The 18,467-nt window shown below is 53.6% G+C and carries 17 protein-coding genes and 1 other RNA gene; 11 read left to right on the top strand and 7 right to left on the bottom strand.

Annotated elements, in window-relative coordinates; all coding sequences use genetic code 11:
• Positions 1–9 precede the first annotated feature (9 nt).
• Entirely contained in the window at positions 10–939 is a 930-nt protein-coding gene (locus tag L5470_RS00275; RefSeq protein WP_099798928.1) for a pentapeptide repeat-containing protein, read from the top strand.
• Here the strand turns inward: L5470_RS00275 and L5470_RS00270 are convergent.
• A complete protein-coding gene (locus tag L5470_RS00270) occupies positions 936–1,745 on the bottom strand; it encodes a fumarylacetoacetate hydrolase family protein (RefSeq protein ID WP_099798929.1) in 810 nt (269 codons plus the stop codon). The genes L5470_RS00275 and L5470_RS00270 overlap by 4 nt on opposite strands.
• A gap of 105 nt (positions 1,746–1,850) precedes the next feature.
• Between L5470_RS00270 and rpsF the strand changes: the two genes are divergently transcribed.
• From rpsF to ssrS, 3 genes are all read left to right on the top strand, one after another.
• Positions 1,851–2,195, top strand: coding sequence for a 30S ribosomal protein S6 (rpsF, locus tag L5470_RS00265; protein ID WP_099798930.1), 345 nt, complete (start codon positions 1,851–1,853; stop codon positions 2,193–2,195).
• Between the two features lie 30 nt (positions 2,196–2,225).
• Entirely contained in the window at positions 2,226–3,836 is a 1,611-nt protein-coding gene (locus L5470_RS00260) for an ABC transporter substrate-binding protein (protein WP_499497431.1), read from the top strand.
• A 91-nt stretch (positions 3,837–3,927) separates the two neighbouring features.
• A non-coding RNA gene (gene ssrS / locus L5470_RS00255) (6S RNA) lies at positions 3,928–4,114 on the top strand.
• Between the two features lie 19 nt (positions 4,115–4,133).
• On the opposite strand, the gene pdhA is transcribed toward ssrS, so the two are convergent.
• On the bottom strand, positions 4,134–5,162 hold the full coding sequence (gene pdhA, locus L5470_RS00250) for a pyruvate dehydrogenase (acetyl-transferring) E1 component subunit alpha (RefSeq protein WP_499497429.1): 1,029 nt from the start codon (positions 5,160–5,162) through the stop codon (positions 4,134–4,136).
• Between the two features lie 632 nt (positions 5,163–5,794).
• On the opposite strand from pdhA, the gene L5470_RS00245 reads away from it, so the two are divergent.
• The 7 genes from L5470_RS00245 to L5470_RS00215 all read left to right on the top strand — a co-directional run bounded on the left by L5470_RS00245 (position 5,795) and on the right by L5470_RS00215 (position 8,596).
• Positions 5,795–6,376 carry a DUF3611 family protein gene (locus L5470_RS00245; protein WP_099798933.1) on the top strand — a complete coding sequence of 194 codons (582 nt, stop codon included), beginning with the start codon at positions 5,795–5,797 and terminating at the stop codon, positions 6,374–6,376.
• 21 nt (positions 6,377–6,397) lie between these two features.
• Positions 6,398–7,126, top strand: coding sequence for an orotidine-5'-phosphate decarboxylase (gene pyrF / locus L5470_RS00240; RefSeq protein WP_227517307.1), 729 nt, complete (start codon positions 6,398–6,400; stop codon positions 7,124–7,126).
• Between the two features lie 84 nt (positions 7,127–7,210).
• Positions 7,211–7,519, top strand: a complete 309-nt coding sequence (gene casB / locus L5470_RS00235) for a type I-E CRISPR-associated protein Cse2/CasB (protein ID WP_499497427.1) — start codon at positions 7,211–7,213, stop codon at positions 7,517–7,519.
• Complete coding sequence (locus L5470_RS00230) at positions 7,516–7,779, top strand: DUF4258 domain-containing protein (protein ID WP_227517500.1); 264 nt, start codon at positions 7,516–7,518, stop codon at positions 7,777–7,779. Before casB ends, L5470_RS00230 begins: the two co-directional genes overlap by 4 nt.
• A complete protein-coding gene (locus tag L5470_RS00225; protein WP_499497424.1) occupies positions 7,776–7,985 on the top strand; it encodes a DUF2283 domain-containing protein in 210 nt (69 codons plus the stop codon). Before L5470_RS00230 ends, L5470_RS00225 begins: the two co-directional genes overlap by 4 nt.
• A gap of 116 nt (positions 7,986–8,101) precedes the next feature.
• On the top strand, positions 8,102–8,281 hold the full coding sequence (locus L5470_RS00220) for a type I-E CRISPR-associated protein Cas7/Cse4/CasC (RefSeq protein ID WP_499497422.1): 180 nt from the start codon (positions 8,102–8,104) through the stop codon (positions 8,279–8,281).
• Between the two features lie 81 nt (positions 8,282–8,362).
• Complete coding sequence (locus L5470_RS00215; protein WP_099797878.1) at positions 8,363–8,596, top strand: hypothetical protein; 234 nt, start codon at positions 8,363–8,365, stop codon at positions 8,594–8,596.
• Positions 8,597–8,903: 307 nt separating this feature from the next.
• On the opposite strand, the gene L5470_RS00210 is transcribed toward L5470_RS00215, so the two are convergent.
• The 5 genes from L5470_RS00210 to recJ form a co-directional block, all read right to left on the bottom strand.
• Positions 8,904–10,955 (bottom strand): putative PEP-binding protein, encoded by a 2,052-nt coding sequence (locus L5470_RS00210; RefSeq protein ID WP_499497420.1) that lies wholly within the window; start codon positions 10,953–10,955, stop codon positions 8,904–8,906.
• A gap of 12 nt (positions 10,956–10,967) precedes the next feature.
• The gene (locus L5470_RS00205) at positions 10,968–13,199 is read right to left on the bottom strand and encodes a RelA/SpoT family protein (protein ID WP_499497418.1); all 2,232 of its coding nucleotides are present in this window, start codon (positions 13,197–13,199) and stop codon (positions 10,968–10,970) included.
• Between the two features lie 532 nt (positions 13,200–13,731).
• On the bottom strand, positions 13,732–14,628 hold the full coding sequence (locus L5470_RS00200; protein WP_099798741.1) for an ROK family protein: 897 nt from the start codon (positions 14,626–14,628) through the stop codon (positions 13,732–13,734).
• The gene (locus L5470_RS00195) at positions 14,625–16,001 is read right to left on the bottom strand and encodes an LCP family protein (protein WP_499497416.1); all 1,377 of its coding nucleotides are present in this window, start codon (positions 15,999–16,001) and stop codon (positions 14,625–14,627) included. The genes L5470_RS00200 and L5470_RS00195 overlap by 4 nt, the downstream gene beginning before the upstream one ends.
• A 146-nt stretch (positions 16,002–16,147) precedes the next feature.
• Complete coding sequence (gene recJ / locus L5470_RS00190) at positions 16,148–18,433, bottom strand: single-stranded-DNA-specific exonuclease RecJ (RefSeq protein ID WP_499497414.1); 2,286 nt, start codon at positions 18,431–18,433, stop codon at positions 16,148–16,150.
• Positions 18,434–18,467: the final 34 nt, after the last annotated feature.

The raw sequence follows: 18,467 nt of genomic DNA, 5'->3' as shown, positions 1-18,467 counted from the left end.
GTACGCACTGTGGATGCTGACGTTTTACTCAAACGCTATAACCTTGGCGATCGCGACTTTAGCGGCACTCATTTGCGCCGCGCCAACCTCAGTCGCTGCATTCTCACAGGGATTGACCTGTCTCGCGCCGATCTCACCGATGCCGCACTGCAGGGAGCGAACCTGCAAGGGGCAGATCTGCAAGGCGCCATTCTCAGCGACGTGAACCTGAGCCAAGCGGATTTGCGCGGCGCCGACCTCCGAGGGGTGATTCTTGTGAGTGCGGATCTACGCTGGGTATCGCTACGGAAAGCTAACTTAACGGGGGCTGATTTGAGTCGTGCCAACTTGGCCAATGCGGATCTCAGTGAAGCTAACCTCACCGGTGCCCAACTCAGTGAAGCCATTTTGCGGGATGCAAACCTGACCTTAGCGGATTTGACCCTAGCGGAACTGGAGCGCGCCAACCTGAGTCGTGCCAACTTGACCGAGGCTTACCTGCGCGGTGCTGACTTAGCAGATGCCATCCTGCGGGAAAGCCAACTGGTACAAGCCAACCTGCGGGGTGCCAACCTAGGAGCCACCAATTTGCAGCAAGCCAACCTTGAGCGAGCCGTGCTGATTGGGGCAAACCTGCGCCGCGCTCGCTTAGAAGAAGCCAATTTGCGGGAGGTGTCGTTTAAGGAAGCCAATTTACGCCATGCCTGCCTTGACAAAGCCAAGTTGGTGGGGGCTGACCTGCGGGGGGTAAGCTTGGCACGGGCACTCTTGCGCGGGGCGGATCTAAATTCGGCGATTTTAATTGGTGCGAACTTAATGGGGGCAAACCTGAGCGGTGCTGATCTACGGGGGGCAAACCTCATTGAAGCGATTTTGACCGGTGCCAGTCTCAGCGGTGTGGATCTCAGTGTGGTGGATATGACCCAAGCGATTCTTCCCGATGGTGAACTATCGGCTTAGTAGATACGTTCTAGAGATGGAGTCCACGGTGTTTCTGGGGTAGTGACGATCGAGACTAAGCTGCCAATGCCTTCAACCTCAACCCGGACGCGATCGCCCACCTTAAGCGAGCCAATTCCCTCCGGCGTACCAGTTAAGATCACATCGCCAGGCAGCAGCGTCATCACATAGCTAATAAAGCTCACCAGCTTGGCGGGGGAAAAAACCATTTGATCAATGGTGGCCGACTGCATTGGTTGTGGTGCATCGTTCACAAAGGTTTGCAAGCGGGCATCGCTAGCCACATGGCGAACAATCCACGGACCAAGGGGACAAAAGGTATCAAATCCTTTTGAACGAGTCCACTGCTGCTCTCGCTGTTGAATATCTCGAGCGGTGACATCATTGGCCACAGTATAGCCCCAGATATGGCTGAGCGCCTCGGTTGGGGTGCAGGCGCGGGTGCGTTCCCCTATCACTACCGCCAGCTCCCCTTCATAGTCTAGTTGGCTAATCTGGGGAGGATACCAGATGGGAGCACCAGGGGCTTGCACAGTGGTGGGGGGCTTGAGAAAAATAAGCGGCTCTGTTGGCACTGTGCTTCCCATTTCCGCCGCATGCTTGGGGTAGTTGCGGCCAACGGCAACAATTTTTGATGGCGAACAGGGTGCTAATAGTTGATAAGCGTCGGGGCGCAGCACTTGGGGGGTGGGTTGCCCGTGCAGCCACGGTGCAGCATCCCAAACGATGACCTCACGGTTCAATTGCAGTGTGCCATAGCACACTTGCCCCGCCGTGGTTTGTACTCGCACAAAGCGATCGACCATGCCCCCCGACCTCCTGTAAAGGATTGCAAACTACGGTGTTAGAATTATAAAGCCTTACTTTTTGATGCAAATTCAAAAGGTCTTCAGTCCATAAGGAGCTTGCGTGTGATTAATCGTACTTACGAAACCCTCTACATTATTCGCCCGGATGTTGGTGAGGAGCAACTGGAGCAAATTATTAGCCAATTTCGCACGTTGTTAGAGGAACAGGGTGCCACCAAACTAAAACTGCAAAATCGTGGCAAGCGCCGTTTTGCCTATCCTATTAAGAAACTACGGGAAGGGTACTATGTGCTCATGACCTATACAGCACCCGGCACGGCGATCGCTCCGATGGAAAAAGCCATGCGCCTGAATGAGGCAATTCTGCGGTTTATGACCATTACCACCGAGGCAGAGAGTGACCAGGATGAGGTTGAAAGTGATAATCCAGTCCTAGCACGGGCTTAAGCTGCTGCCGTCGTTACAGGAAGAGGCATCATGGCACAACCCTCAGGGTCATGGATTTGCGATGGCACCCCTAAAAATGGTCAGAGCTACCCAAATGCCAGTGGTGCCCACCCCCCCTACGAAAATTTTGGGCCAGACTGCGTTATCTGTGGCCTGCCCCGCGAGGCAATGGCCGCAGCAAATCCTAAGGCAACAGGGAGAACCTTTCCGGTTGCGTTAGTGGCGCTGTTAATTGCTGCTGCTGGGTTAGTGGGGGGGATTGGCTATTTAGGCTATCGCTTGCTATTGGGGGATAAAACTCCCACAGGACAGCCCACTGTTAACGCCCATGGGAACAGCCGCCAATTGGTCAGCCAAACCAGTACTCGCAACAGTGCCTATATCAGTCAAGGGGAAAAAATCCTGATCAATGAGCCGAATCCTCAGCGAGCCGCCCTCAAGCAGGAGGCTGCCCTTGCCTTTGATCAGGGGAACTGGGCCGTGGCGATCGCCAAGTACCAGGCTCTAGTCGATGCCGATCCCAATGACCCGGAAGCTCGCATTTACCTCAATAATGCCCGGGCACGCCAAACAGGACAGCCCATGACCATGGCTGCCGTTGTCCCTATTGGCAGCAGCCCAGACACGGCCAAGGAAATTTTACGCGGTGTGGCTCAGCACCAAACAAACTTTAACGCTAGCGCGCCCAATCGTGCCCTTGAAGTGGCCATTGTCAATGAAAACAGCCCCAACGGTGTGACCAGTTTGGCCGAGGATTTAATTAACAGTTCTGTGCAGGGGGTACTAGGTCATGGTGCCGATGCCAACAGTCGTGCGGCATTGCAACGGTACGAACAAGCAGGCATGGCGGCACTGTCGCCCTTGACAACCAGTGTAACCACTGGCGCAGGCACAACAGTCAAGGTGCAAACCCTCTCCCTGAGCCAGAAGGGGCAGCAACTGCTCGAAACATACCTTGACAATGCGGCCAATACCCTTGCTAAGATGGCGGCCAAAACTGTGCCCAACCCCAAAGTTGCCCTCATTTACAACAGCGATAGCCCCTACAGCAACGACCTCAAAACCAAGCTAGCTGTTACCCTCCCTAGCTTCGGTGCCTCAGTCGTTCAGGAGATCAATGCAGCAGCAGCGGGCTTTAATGCAAGCCAAGCGATGACGACTGCGCGGCAAGCGGGTGCCAACACAGCCATTTTGGCCATGAGTCGTGCCCGGGTCAATGATGCCGTTGCCTTGGCGATCGCCAACCAAACCCAACCCCCCCCTATTCAACTCTTTGGCAGTGATCAGCTCTATACGCCCGATCTCCTCATTAAAGGAGATAGTGCCATCAACGGCATGATTTTGGCAGTTCCCTGGAGCACTAGCCCCAACGATCCCTTTGCCCAACAGGCGGCTCAAGCATGGCGGGGGCAAATTAGCTGGCGAACCACAACCGCCTACGATGCCACCCAAGCCTTAGCCCGAGCGATGGCTCAGGGGGGCGATCGCGCCGCCACCCAGCAATTACTGCGTCAAGGGGTTCAAATTCAAGGGCAAACCGCCAGCAATAGCTTTGATCAAGTACCACTGGTACAGGCAGTACCGGGAACAGGCGGCCCGCGTGGGTCAAACTACCAGTTCAATTCGTTGACAGGAATCTGATACTGCCTGTGGAAAACCATGATCTAGCCTCTTTGTCGCAATTCCTGTCGGCTCTACCCGCGAACCTGAGCCTCGTGCTATATTAAGCCTAGTCTGGCTGCGGCGTTGGTGACTGCCAATATTGTTTTGTGATCTACAATTACAAAACATATGGGAATCATCACCGTGGGTGGCAGTAAACTGACCCTAGAGTTAGAAACTTTTAAGCCTGCGGTTAAAATTCCCCCCTAGTTTCTACTAGGTCATAAACTGAGGTAAAACGGCGCTGCGGTTAGGCGTTTTCTCTGAACCAAACGACTAATCGTCCGCAAAAATGTAATCGTAAAGCTCCTCCGGTTGCGGCTCGGGGCTATTTTCCGCAAATTCCACCGCTTCATCAACGCTAGCTTGTACCTTTTTCTCGATATTTTGTAGGTCTTCCGTAGTCGCTAGAGCTTGCTCTACCAAGTACGCCCCCAACTTTTTAATTGGGTCACGCTTTAGCCAAAATTCCTTTTCTTCCTTAGAGCGCAACTCGTCCGGATCAGCCAGCGAGTGCCCTCGGAATCGATAGGTCAGGGCTTCAATGAGGGTTGGGCCTTCCCCAGCACGGGCACGGGCGATCGCCGCCTCAGCAACCGTGCGAACTGCCAGCACATCCATGCCATCCACTTCTTCGCCGACCATGCCAAATGCTTTGGCTTTCTGGTAAATCTCAGTTTCCGAGCTAGCGCGATCGTGCGCCATCCCAATGGCCCACTTATTATTTTCAACCACAAAGAGGATAGGCAATTTCCAGAGGGCAGCCATATTCAAACATTCAAAAAACTGGCCATTATTGCTTGCCCCATCACCAAAGAAGCACGCCGTCACTTGATCGGCATTGGTATCCCCCATAACGTGACGGCGGTACATCGACTGAAATGCTGCCCCCGTCGCTACAGGAATGCCTTCAGCAACAAAGGCAAAGCCCCCTAAAAAGTTATGCTCCGCCGAAAACAGGTGCATAGAACCACCCCGTCCTTTACTGCATCCTGTTGCTTTGCCAAATAATTCTGCCATAACCTGCCGCGCGGGCACTCCTGCACTCAACGCATGCACATGATCGCGGTAGGTGCTACACACATAGTCATCTGGGCGCATGGCCTTAATCACACCGGTGGACACCGCCTCTTGGCCGTTATAGAGATGAACAAACCCAAACATCCGCCCACGGTAGTACATTTCCGCACACTTATCCTCAAAGGTACGCCCCAAAACCATATCCTCATAAAGGGCTAACCCCTGTTCGCGAGTAATAGTGGTTTGGGGAACGGATAACGAGGGGAGACTACGCTCTTGAACCATAGAAGACAACCACAAGATCAGAGGTGGACGATAAGGATAAGGTTATGTCCGTAGTATTGACATCACATTATCGTAACAAACTATGGGGCAGCAAATCCGTTAAAGTCTAGATGGCAATATGCTGTCCTAGCCTTGACTTCTCCCCTCTTTGAAAGAGAGGGGATTCCCAAAGGATGCTACGCAACGGGCTGAAGCCACATTGCTTCGCTTTTCCCTTGAGCTGTCACCCACAACTTAATGCGGGTGGGAGCAGTCAAAGACCCCCTACTCACCTCAAGCATTCCTGCTATTGGGACTACGTTTATGTTTCGGTTTGTGGTTTCGCGCTTTTCAACACTAGCCAATTCGATACGCTCAACATCCTGCCATTGCTTGCAGTGGTTTAGGCTTGCCGCCAAAGCGGTAGTGACTTACTTGCCGGGATCTCTCCGTACTAGGATGTTTCTTCGCGTAGTTGATACGCCTACTTTCCACGTCTCTAGTTTAACGCATAGAGAGGGCTAAAGCCCCCTGAGTTGGCTGTATCCCCTCGCTAAAGCGGAGGGGTTTTAGCCCGCCCACATCACTACTATAAAAAGACCCGCATCGATAATTCGCTATGATCAAGCCTGAGCCATTCCTCACAAGATCCCATGGAACGCCTCCCCGGTAACGCCCCCTCTCATCGCAGTACAACGCAACCACTGCACCGCCTTGGCCAAGAACTGCAGCGGTTTGGTTGGATTGGCTTTTGGACTCAGGTGGTCTTGGGGTTTGTCTCACTGCTAATTGTGATTATTGTCATCTTTAGCCGCAGTTTCAACCTCAATCGATCCCAAGGCAGTCCCACCTTAGGCTTGGTACTGGCCATTATTGGCTTAGTCTTTTTGGGGGTGAGTATTTACTGCTGCTATCGCTATCCGCAACTGGGGCGCCGCTTAGATCGCCCAGAAAACCGACCCACCAAGGAGCACGTTATTCGCAGCTTAAATATTGGGTTGTGGGTGAATGTGGCGGGGATGATCTTTACGGTGGCAGCGGCTGAATGGAATGTGGGGATGTTGCTGCTGAAGGTGTTGTCGATTCCCCAAGGGGCTGCGGTCTATGCAACGAATGTGCTCATTGAACCCTTGGAAATTTTCATTATTCAGGCCAAGGTGAATACCATTGCGGCGCAACTGACGGGTATTATTGTGGCTCTGTGGCTCTTACGTTGTGTGCGCCGTCCTCTCTAAACCTGTTTTCTCTAAATGCCTGTGTTTGAGTCCCCTACTGCTGTTGCTGCAAAAATTATTGTTGCTCTGGATGTGCCCACCCTCTCCGAGGCGATCGCCACCCTGAAGGCGCTACCGCAGGTGCAATTCTGGAAAGTTGGGCTGGAGCTCTTTTGTGCTACTGGCCCAGCCATTCTTGAGGTGCTCAAAGCCGAGGAAAAACGTATTTTCTTAGATCTCAAACTCCACGACATTCCCAATACCGTTGCTGCGGCAGCCCGGGCGATCGCCCCCTTTGGGGTTGACTTCCTAACTATTCACACCGCTACGGGGCTGGCGGGGTTACAGGCGGCTCAGGCGGCGCTGGCGCATACCCCCACCCAACTCCTTGGGGTTACCCTCCTCACCAGCATTGATGCAGTTACCTTGCGAACCCAATTGCAGTGTGACCTAGAGGTGCCCACCTACGTCAAGCGTATGGCCAGCCTTGCCTACGAAGCAGGCCTAGGGGGAATTGTCTGCTCTGCCCAGGAAGCTGCTCAGATCAAAACCCTGTGGGGGGAATCCTTTTTACGGGTGTGTCCGGGGATTCGGCCAACGGGAACGGCAACCGCTGATCAGGCGCGATCGCTAACGCCAGAGGCAGCCTTTGCTGCTGGCGCCTCCTACTTGGTGATAGGTCGCCCGATTCTCACGGCTCCAGATCCTGCCCAAGCCTTTGCGGACATTTGCCAGCGTTGCCTGACCGAAAAACGAGACGCAAACCCCTAGCTTTAGCTATGGAGATAAATCGATAGTGGCTTTAGCCACCATTATATGGCTCAATGCGGCATAAGGGTGAGGTCTGGTTAGGGCTTGAAGATCCAAGAGAGCCTCTCCCAATGTTTCGAGTTCCTCAGGGGACACAACAGCAGTCAATCTAAAGGCCCAGAACGGCGATTTAAAGCCTTGCTAGATACCGATCTTGCTAATATCCAATCTCCGATTACAGCGTTGGTGCGACAGATTAAAAGTAAAAAGGACAAGAAAATTCCCATCTACTATCCCCAACTCATAGCCGATCTCTGTTTCTGGGATCATCCTGATCAATTTATCCAAGACCAGTGGGCCAAAACCTTCTGGCGGGCAGCACCACCTAGTATAGCTGACGAGGCTGAGTCGTGAGTCAGCTTAGATTTACAGCCCACGCTTTGGAAGAAATGCAGCGCCGGGGCATTGCCCGAGAACAGGTAGAAGCAGTACTTTCGCAGCCGGAGCAGATCTTGCTAGGGCGAAATCGGCGCACTATTTACCAATCTAGAATCCGTTTTGATGGCGAAAAGCAATATCTTCTGCGAGTCTTTGTAGATGAAACTATCTCGCCATCGGTTGTAATCACAGTCTATCGAACTAGCAAAATTCAAAAATACTGGAGGATGTCATGAAAATTATTTACGACCCAGAGGTTGATGTACTGAGAATTTTATTTAGAGATACGCCCATTAGCGAAAGTGATGAAGATGTATCAGGGATTATCTTCGACTTTGATGACCAGGGCAATGTCGTCGGCCTAGAGGTATTAGATGCCTCTCAGCGTGTCGATGATCCTCAATTTGTTAGCTACATGATTGCAAAACCCGCACCTCATTAATCGGAAAAATCAGGAGGAAAAATAATGTATCAACTCTCTTTCGTCATCGAAAAAGATGAACCTTATTGTTGTTTGGACTTGTTAGTTAAATCTTTTATTTCCTAAAGGAGGTTCTCATGAAACTTGAACTGCATTTGATTCAAAGCTTTCCCCCCGCCAACTTAAACCGGGATGAAAATGGGATGCCCAAATCCACAATTTTTGGCGGTCGTCCCCGTGCCCGCATCTCTAGCCAATGCCAAAAGCGGGCAGTGCGACTGCATTATCAGAAATATTCAGAGGTGAGTCCTGGCTAGTTTGCCAATCGTTCTCGCTCGTGGTTACCTAATCTGAAATCCTTACTAACCCAAACCGAAATTCCTGAAGAACAAGCTGCATTGGCCGCCAAGTTAGCTTTGAAATTCTTGGGTGCAGAGGAGGATCCGAAAAAGCCAGGTAAAACCAAAACAATTCTGTTTTTGGGACAGACGGAACTGGCCGCGATCGCCTACATCCTCGTCAACAATTGGGCAGATATTCAACCCGGCTTGGCTGGAGACAAGCCTGAACTGCCCAAGAAAATTACCGCGGCCATCGAAAAAGCCCTAGTAGAAACTGGCACGGCAAGTTAGGGCAGATTGGTTTTGCTCTAGCCTAACTTAGAGAAGCCTCGCCGTTCCACGGCGGGGAGTGTCACATCGGGTAGGGCTGGAAGCCCCGTACTTCAGTGCGGGGAGGAAAGCTCCTTTAGCAACTTCAGTTGTTTTAGGTTATAATTGTACTGCGGACACCAGAAACGGTTGTTCAAGGCACTGGTAACGGTCGATTGGGGGTGTTGTAAACCACCCCAGAGGCTCGCGGTTGGCTTGCTAACTGCAGGGCTACTGAAAGCTCCCTGCTTTAGCTGGGAGTAGTTTACAAAGCCGCCAGAGGCTACCCCTACCTCGTCAACTGTGCCCACACCTGTAGCACGGCCTCTGGACTCACGGAAATGCTATCTAGCCCTAGCTCTACTAGCCATGGTAACCAGTCTCTATGGTGGATGAGGGCTTCACCGCACAAACTGCACCGCAACTTCAGTGCTTTTGCCTGCTGGATCAGTTGGGCGATCGCCCCTTTGACGGCAGGGTGGTCTTCACTGAACTCGTGGAGGACTCGCTCGCGATCAACCCCCAGCAGCAGTTGGGTTAGGTCATTGGTGCCAATGGTAATACCGCTAATCCCCAAAGCCGCAAGGTCGCTCATTAAAAATAAAATGGCGGGCACCTCTGCCATCACCCACAATTCAATTCCCTGCGCTTGGGTGAGGTGGTGACGAGCCAAGGCAGCCTGACAGTAGGCCACTTCGCTAACACTGCGAACAAAGGGTAAGATCACCCGTAGGGGCGTGTCCTCAAGGCGGTGGGCAATGGCGAGCACCTCCAGTTCCAGATCGAATAACTCGGCAAAGTGGGGGTAGCGACTCACCCCCCGTAAGCCAAAGGCAGGATGGCTTTCTGACTCAAAGCTGGCTCCCCCCAACAGGTGCCGATAGTCTTCCGCACGCAGGTCTAAGGTGCGGTAAAACACTGGGCGCGGGGCGATCGCCCGCATTAACTGGGTTAGGTGATGCACCCAGCGATCGCGTAATTCGTCTGCGTCCCCCTGTTGCAACCAGTGACACGGATGACGACCATCCAGAAAACTCAACAGCATTAACTCTGAGCGCACTAGGCCAATGCCATCGCAGGGCAGACTCCGCAGTCCCCGCAGCGCACTCACTTGGCTCACATTCACCAAAATCTGTAGGGGAAGGCGATCGCCTCGAGCGGGGGGCTGCTGGGGCTGGGTTGTAGCGGTCACCTCTGCCCGCAGGGGTTGCGGCGGAAGCTGATAGACGGCTCCACTATTCCCATCAAGGAACAGCAGTGTTCCCGATGCAATCGTTTGCGTGGCATTAGGGACACCCACCACTGCCGGGCGGCTCAACTCCCGCGCTAAGATGGCTCCATGACTGGTTAGCCCTCCCTGTTCGCAAATAATACCCGCCGCCGCACTCACCAATGGCAGCCAATGGGGAGGAATAGTTTTGGTCACCAAAATGCGCCCGACAACCACACTGGGGGCACAGGGGTCGGTGATCACCAAAGCAGGGGCAATGGCTTGGCCGGGGGCAGCGGGAATGCCTTCCCCCACAATGCTCCGCTGAAGGGGGGCTGGCGGTTGCTCAGGGGAATAGGGTTCTGCCAAACATTGACCAACCCAAACACGGTTGTAGGCCTGATGCCAGAGCCACAGATAGGGTTGCACGGTAATGGGGCACTGCGCTACCAAGGTCTGCCAGTCTGTGGGCAATACACCAGCATTGCCCGGTAGATGCCCGTGGTGCGGTAAGTGCACCCCCTCATAGGCAACCCCTGTCCCGCCAGTTGCGCTGCACCACCATCCCGACGCCATCACCGTCGCTAGGGGATAGATTAATACGGCCACCCGTAAATTGCTAACGTTCCACCCTTGCTGCCAGTAGGTATAGAGGTTTCTGGCCTGCACCACTTGGCGATAGGCCACTTCGATGGTATGGTGAGCCACGGGCATACTGGGGTTTGTCAGCACGCTGGCACTGCCTATCCCCCACGGTAAGTCGTGGTGGTCTAGCCACAGATAGCTAGTTATTACAAGATGGCGATCGCCCCCCTGCTGCTGCCAATAGTGGTGGCACGCCTCAAACACTACGGGTAACTCACCCACATCGAGGGGCGAGATGCGTTGGCTCATCTCTGTGGCTAGGGCTTTCAGCGTGATATGGTTCGGCGCTGTCGCCTGCCACTGATCACTCGCTTGCTCCCATAGGGGCACCAGTGCGGGGTGTACCTCGTGCCATAGGGTTGCGGGAACCACCCACACCGGATGCGGCGGCGGCCACGACTGCTGTACCCGCTGCAAGCACGCTAGCGCAGGAGCAAGCAGTTCGGCTGGACACCGTTGGAGCGTTTCCAGTGTCAGAAGGGGCACAAGCGCAACGGGCTAAGGGGACGTGATGTCTGTCTGCTGACGGCGACGTATATTTAGCACATCCGTAATTTTTTTAATTTGAGCCAGTATATTATCCAGTTGTTTCGCATTCACAATATCAATACACAGATCAATGATGGCCGTTCGCCCCGGATCGGTGCGGACATTGGCCTTCCGGACATTGATGTGATTATCGGTTAAACGGGTCAAAATATCTTTGAGAATACCCACACGGTCAATGACTTCAATTTGAACATCAACCGGATAGGTTTGCGGTCGGTGCTGCGCCGTTTTGGTATTCCAACTCACAGGAATGAGGCGATCGCCCGCGATCGCCTCAAGGTTACTACAGCCCTGCCGATGAATAGAAATCCCGCGACTGCCAAGGGTCACGACACCAATAATCGGTTCATCGGGCACTGGGGCACAACAGCCTGCAATGTGATACACTAGCCCCTCAACTCCTAAAATCGGCGAGTCACTGGGTTTTGTAGAGGCAGGKACCCGATTAATTGGTGCAGTCTCTGGCGGTAATTCGGGCGGAGCCACATCGGGACGCGCCAACGTGGCCGCACGGAGACGATTTACCACTAAATTGAGGGTAATTTCACCATAGCCCAAGGCCGCCACGAGATCATCAACAGTTTGATAGTTACTGCGCTCAGCCACCTGCTGCATTTGCGGTGACTTCAGCAGACTATCTAGACCTGATTTACCCAATTCCTTTTCAAGGAGTTCCCGCCCGCGTTGCAGATTTTCATCCCGCCGCGATCGCTTATACCACTGGCGAATACGATTTCGCGCTGCGGTGGTACAGACAAAATTCAGCCAATCCAAACTAGGGTGGGCATTTTTCTGGGTAATAATTTCCACAATGTCGCCATTACGCAGAGGGGTATCGAGGGTAACCATACGGCCATTGACCCGAGCACCCGCACAGTGATTCCCCACATCGGTGTGAATGTGGTAAGCAAAATCAAGGGGAGTTGCTCCTTGCTGCAAGGCTAAGACGTCCCCTTGGGGCGTAAATACATAAACTTCGCGATCAAATAGATCATCACGGATGCTATCAAGGTACTCTTGGGCATCTTTGAGGTCATTTTGCCAGTCAAGGAGTTGACGTAACCACGTGAATTTTTGATCTCGGCCACTCCACTGTTGCGGCAGCGAGTTACCCGCTTCTTTGTACTTCCAATGGGCAGCAATCCCATACTCCGAGACATGGTGCATTTCTAGCGTGCGAATTTGCACCTCCAGAGGGCGGCCTCCCAGACCTATCACCACCGTATGCAGCGACTGGTACTGGTTGGGCTTGGGTAAGCTGATATAGTCTTTGAAGCGACCAGGTACCGATAAGAAGCAGTCGTGAACCACTGCTAGGGCACGATAGCACTCGTCCTTCGTGGCCACTAGGATGCGAATTCCTGCCACGTCGTAGATTTCGTGGAATTCTTTTTGCTGGCGCTTCATCTTTTGATAGATGCTGTAAAGATGCTTGGGACGACCACTAATCTCGAGATAGCCAAACCCCATGTCATTGAGACGGTCTTGAAGCTGGCTAATGGCCGCCTGTAACTGCGCCTCGCGATCGGCGCGTTTTTCAGCTACTAACTCCTGTATCTGACGGTAGGCCTCTGGTTCAAGATACTTAAAGGCCAGATCTTCAAGCTCCCATTTAATGCGCCAAATCCCTAAACGGTTGGCAAGGGGGGCAAACACATCGCGGGTTTCTTGGGCAATGGGGCGACGACGCTGCTCTGGTAAATACTCCAGTGTCCGCATATTGTGCAGCCGATCCGCCAATTTGACCACAATGACACGGATATCTTGAGCCATCGCCAAGAACATCCGCCGGAAACTTTCCGCTTGACGCTCAGTTTTGCTGGAAAAGTTAAATTTCGAGAGTTTCGTTACCCCTTCTACTAACCGCCGGACTTCGGTGCCAAATTCTGCTTCTAGCTCTTCGGCAGTAATGGCAGTATCTTCAATCACATCGTGTAAGAAGCCTGCGGCAATCAGCGCTGGGCCACCCCCCAAGTCCCGCAGAATACTAGCCACTGCAACGGGATGGGCAATGTAGGGTTCCCCTGAGGCACGTTGCTGTCCTTGATGGAGATCGTAAGCAAACTGAAAGGCGCGGCATACCAAGTCCTCATCATTTTCGCTACTGGGCTGCCGCAGGCATGTTACTAACCACTCGGGAAGGTCAATATCAGTCGGGATGCTAGGAGCAAAGGCGTTCATGGCAGCAGGCAGCGGGCGCAAGAAATTTATTTTTATTCTAACTGTTCTCGTGGAATTCCCTCACCTCTACCCTCCTTGATAACGTAGCAAAATGCTGGTAGGACGGTTGATAGCCATGTATGGCTGCTGCACGCTTTCGAGACGCACTGAATGGTGCGAGGGGAAACTCTGGGATAGACTTTTACCGAAAACGCCGTAAAGCCCCTGCCTTCAGGCATGGGGATATAAGGCGCATGTTGTGTTATCGAAAATTTTAGGCCTAAAAACTCGTCTTTTAGAGTGATTTTAGTTTAAACTAAAACCAGAGGTAAGGGTAATCAACCTCTCTAAAAACCCAATAGCCTAACGGCTAGAAAACAACCTAAGTTTTTTTTGGTTGGTTTAACAGTACCTTTGGGCAAAAGGGAACTGCCCCGCAAGGGGGAACGCTTGGGGAGATAAGCACCGCTGTTGTAGCAGGGCAACCTGATGCGATAAGTGCTGTCGCAGAACCAAGAACAAGAATCCCCTGCCTTTAGGCATGGGGAGTATGTCAAAACTGTTTCTTAACAAATTGCCATGCGAGCTTTGCGGCACCAACCATCCCCGCTTGATTACCTAGGGTAGCTCGTAGGCATTGTAGGTTACTCCGTGAGGTGGGCAGTACTCGCTCTTCTAATTCGGCGATCATGCTGGGAAAGAACAAATCACTGCCTGCACTAATGCCACCGCCAATAATGACGGCTTCGGGGGTTAGCACATAGACTAAACTGGCAATTCCAGCGGCCAACTCACGGCCGTACTGTTGCCAGAAGGCGATCGCCTCGGTATCGCCTTGGCGGGCACGCTGATCTAGCTCGTGGGGTTCGCAACCGAGTCGGCGGCGAATGGCTTGTGCCGAAACATGTTGCTCAAGAGAGCCACGATTGCCGCTATTACAGGGAGCACCGTTGTAGTCGAGGGTAATTAAACCTAGCTCACCCGCCGTACCGTCATGCCCCACAAATAGTTCACCATTGAGGATGATGGCACCCCCAACGCCTGTCCCTAAGGTGAGCAGAATTAAATTTTGAAACTGGCGGCCTGCCCCTAGCCATGCTTCGCCGAGGCCAGCACAGTTGGCATCATTGCCAATAATCGTGGGCTTTGCGGTGAGGTGCTCGAGGGTGTCACTGACATGAACATCGTACCAGCCAAGGTTAATGGCACGCCGCGCCACCCGCCCGGCGGCATCCACAGGCCCTGGAACCCCCATTCCGATCGCGATCGCGCGATCATCTGGGTCTAATTCTTGAATCCCTTGGACAACGGCCTTGAGAACGGCCTCTGGATAGGGGGGCTGAGGGGTTGGCCATGTCACTGCATTGAGGCAGTCGCCCTTAGGACTAAAGCGCCCCATTTTGATGGCGGTGCCACCCAGATCAACCCCAATAACGTACGGTTCACTCACAGATCAGTTTGGGACACGTTAGGTTGAGCGCTTGGCGTGAGGCGATCGCGCGCATCGTTACCGAGCTGGATTGTTACATCTGATGCTAGCACGCCCGTACTTTCGACTCGTACTTCACCAAAGCCTAACAGCAGTTGCACGCGCCGTGCCGCCGCCAAGTCTCCCTGCTGGGCAATAATCCGGGTAATTTCAATGGGTTGGCTCAAGGCGTCGGCCACAAACTGATCCCGATACCCAGCCTCCCAAAGCTGGTGGCGCAATTGCTCTACTGCTGCCTCACTGAGACTAGTGTTTTGCAGAGCAATCCGCACATTTTCGGGATAGGTGATAGGGGTTTCGCGGGGGTCGGCGGTGGGTGTATCGCGAAAGTAAGTATCAGAGAGCCAAGCAATCCGGCGATAGTTCGGCAACCAGTAACTGATTTCCGACTCCCCCGTGCCATTGAAGTTGCCGGGCAACAACAGAAACTCAATGCGCGATCGCGGTAGCTGAGCCATAAACTGACTCAGACTCAGTAACTCCTCTACGCTCAGGTTAGTATCTAAATTCTCACGAATAATGCCGAGAATACTGGGAATTCGAGCAAGGGTTTCCGGGCGTGCCGATTGCTCCATCAGTGAGCGCAAAAACATCTGTTGGCGTTGAACACGGCCAATATCCCCTAGGGCATCGTAGCGAAAGCGCAAAAATTGCAGGGATTCATTGCCATTCAGGTGCTGGCGACCGGGTTTGAGATCAATGTAGAGTCGTTGGCTATCGTCGCGGTAGTTCATCGCTTGGGGCACATCAACGGTCACGCCGCCCAAGGCATCGATTAATCGCTCAATGCCCTGAACGTTAATGCGGAAATAGCGATCAATGGGCACCCCCCCCAGTAAATCGCTAACGGTTTCTGCCGCTAAGGCGGGGCCGCCCAAGGCATTGGCCTCATTAATTTTGGCATCCCCACGCCCACGAATAAATGTGAGGGTGTCGCGGGGAATTGAGAGTACCACCAGCCGTTGATTGAGGGGGTCAAACCGGACTAACAGTAACGAGTCCGATAGCCCCTCTACGGAGTTAACAAGGGCATGGTAGGTGAGATGAGGATTCGGCGGTTCATCCAAATCGGAGGTGAGTACCTTAGAGCCGATGAGCAGTAAGTTGATTGGCTGGTCGAGGGTAGCGGCGGTGCGATCGCCCCGCTGGAAGACCCGCCATTCGCTCGCCGACAACGATCGTTGCATCAGGGGGGTACTTTGACTCATCAGCCCCCAGACAGCACCAATGCTGGCGGAGAGAAAGCCGATCCCGATCCATAACACCAGTTGCCAGAAGAGGTGTCCCTCTTCCGGAGGCGCTGGTCGCCGCCGTGGCTGGAATCGAATAAACACACCTGCCTCACCGTATCAAATTCCCACAAATGTAGCATAGGGCTGTGGGCCAAAAAGTATTCGACCTTAGCTTAAATTAAGAGAAAAGCGGGAAATCTTTGTATTCCTTAACGGTTCGGGCAGCCCACCGCGCTATTGCATCGCCATCAGGATTGGCCAGTTGACTGGGTGGATTGATCTGCGCAGAGCCGAGCGAGATGAGTGGCCTGTAGCCGATACCACCGCTGGAGTCGCCCAAGCTCTTCGGCAATGCTGAGGGTAGGGGCAAAGCCCTCACAGTCATAGCCAAGGTGGCGTAACACAGCGACAAGGGTGCACGGGGCGATCCAATAGTCTTGACTGAGAGCCAACAGGTTGACTGTTGCAGTGTTGAGAATCGCGGTTTGGATGGCGGCTATGAGTTTAGGCTCTGGGAGGATGCGGGGAATGCGCGAACCGACATGGACAGTTTGGGGCTGGGCGATCGCCAGTAACCAACGCAGGTGGGTCCATGAGGGGGGTAACGACCAAAGGATCAACTGCTGGCAACGGCAGCGAGGGCGATCGTACTGAATTGTAGCGGTGGTGGTTTCTGAGGGAATGAGGGGGCGGTCATAGCCGTACAGTAGAGCACCCCCACTGAGGTGGGATAGCCAATTCTCCGATAACGGTTGCCAATGGGGAGGCTGGTGGGGGGGTGGTTCAGGACACTGCCACTCTAAGCGCGTAGCACCGCTTCGCTGCACGCCTTGTAGTTCTAGTTCTAAGTGTGTTTCGCCGTTCCACGTATTGGTGACAAGGGTATAGGCAATGTCAATGGGTGAGGGCAGGGGCAACACCTGTCCCCAGCGCCATGCTTTGGCCTTCATAGGTGGACTATTGCCCTGCTGCAGGGTGAGCTTGAGGTGCTCTCCGTGCTGTCCCATCGTAGATTGGCTCACAACTGTGACGCGGCGACTGCAAAAAACTGGCTGCGGATTTTCACTGCCAAAGGGTTGTAGCCGTTCTACCTGCTCGTAAAATTCCCAGTTGAGTTGGCTAAAGTGGAGTTCAGCATCAATGGTGACTAAGGGGCGCAACTGCTCTTTCTTGAGACAGGTCTTGGCAAAGGCACGTAGGCGATCGCGCCATTCATCGAGATGCTCGGCGAGTAACGTAAACCCMCCAGCCGCTTTATGGCCGCCATACTTGAGTAGCAGGGATTTCGTGGCCTCTAGAGATGCAAATACGTTAAATTCGGGAATACTGCGCGCAGAACCACGAATGGTGGTCTGGGTTTCATAAGTGCCAATAAAAACCGGCACGCCATAGCGCTCCACTAAGCGGGAGGCCACAATGCCAATCACCCCATGATGCCAGTCGGGTTGAACAAGCACCAGCACCCACTCGGCGACCGGATCAACCCCCCTTGCTTCTAGGTGGGCGATCGCCTCAGCCTCAATGGCGGCGCATAATTCTTGACGGGTGCGATTTGTCTGTTCGCAGGTGGCTGCCAAGGTTGCCGCTGTAGCAGGATCGTCTGTCGTCAATAACTCAATGACAGTCTGTGGATCGCCAATACGACCAATGGCGTTAATGCGTGGCCCTAGGCGAAAGCCAACGGCACTGGGCTTCAGGGCGGTATTGGTTTGGGGCAAACTGTTAGAGACCTCCATCAAGGCCTGTACCCCCACTAACGAGGACGTGGGAATGGTCTGTAACCCCTGTTTTACCCAGCGACGATTGACACCCACTAGGGGGGCGAGATCGGCAATGGTTCCTAGCGTGCACAACTCCCGTAAGGGGCGCACCAGCCCGCACAGCTTCTCCAGCCGCTGCGCCAGCGATAGGGCAAGGATGTAGGCCATCCCCACCCCCGCCAAACTGTGGTAGGGGGAATCAGGATCCACGAGCTTGGGATTGAGGATGGCATGGGCGGGTGGCAGTTGAGCGGGAATATCGTGATGATCCGTCACAATTACAATCAGCCCAAGTTCGCGAGCTAGGGCAATGGGCTGTACCGCTGCAATGCCGTTATCCACCGTCAGAATCATCTTGACCCCCCGCTGGTGGCACTCACGAACGATGCGCTCATTAATGCCATAGCCTTCGTGCATTCGTGACGGAATAGTGTAGTCAATGGTTGCGCCGAGATGGCGCAATGCCCGCAGCAGTAGGGCGGTACTTGTCATCCCATCGGCATCATAATCGCCACAGATGGTGATGCTCTCCCCCCCGGCGATCGCCTGTCGCAGCAGTTCTACCGCTAAGTCTAAATCTGCAAAAACCGTACTGGGGGAGGGTAAATCAAGGGTTTCTGGCTCTAAAAAGCGTTGCACGAGGGCAGGCGTGGTCAACCCGCGGCGAAGATAAATTTCCGCAAGGGGGCGATCGCACCCCAATGCATCCATCAAGGACTCACACAGAGTCGAATCAATTGGCGGCACATACCAGCGCTGAGGGGGGAGAGTCATAGGAGGGGGGCACGGTCACCATACCAGCAGAACG

Source organism: Synechococcus sp. PCC 6717, assembly GCF_022698185.1.
GTDB classification, from domain to species: domain Bacteria; phylum Cyanobacteriota; class Cyanobacteriia; order Thermosynechococcales; family Thermosynechococcaceae; genus Thermosynechococcus; species Thermosynechococcus lividus.
Note: the sequence above shows the minus strand (reverse complement) of the source record. Positions and strands in the feature narration are given on the sequence as shown.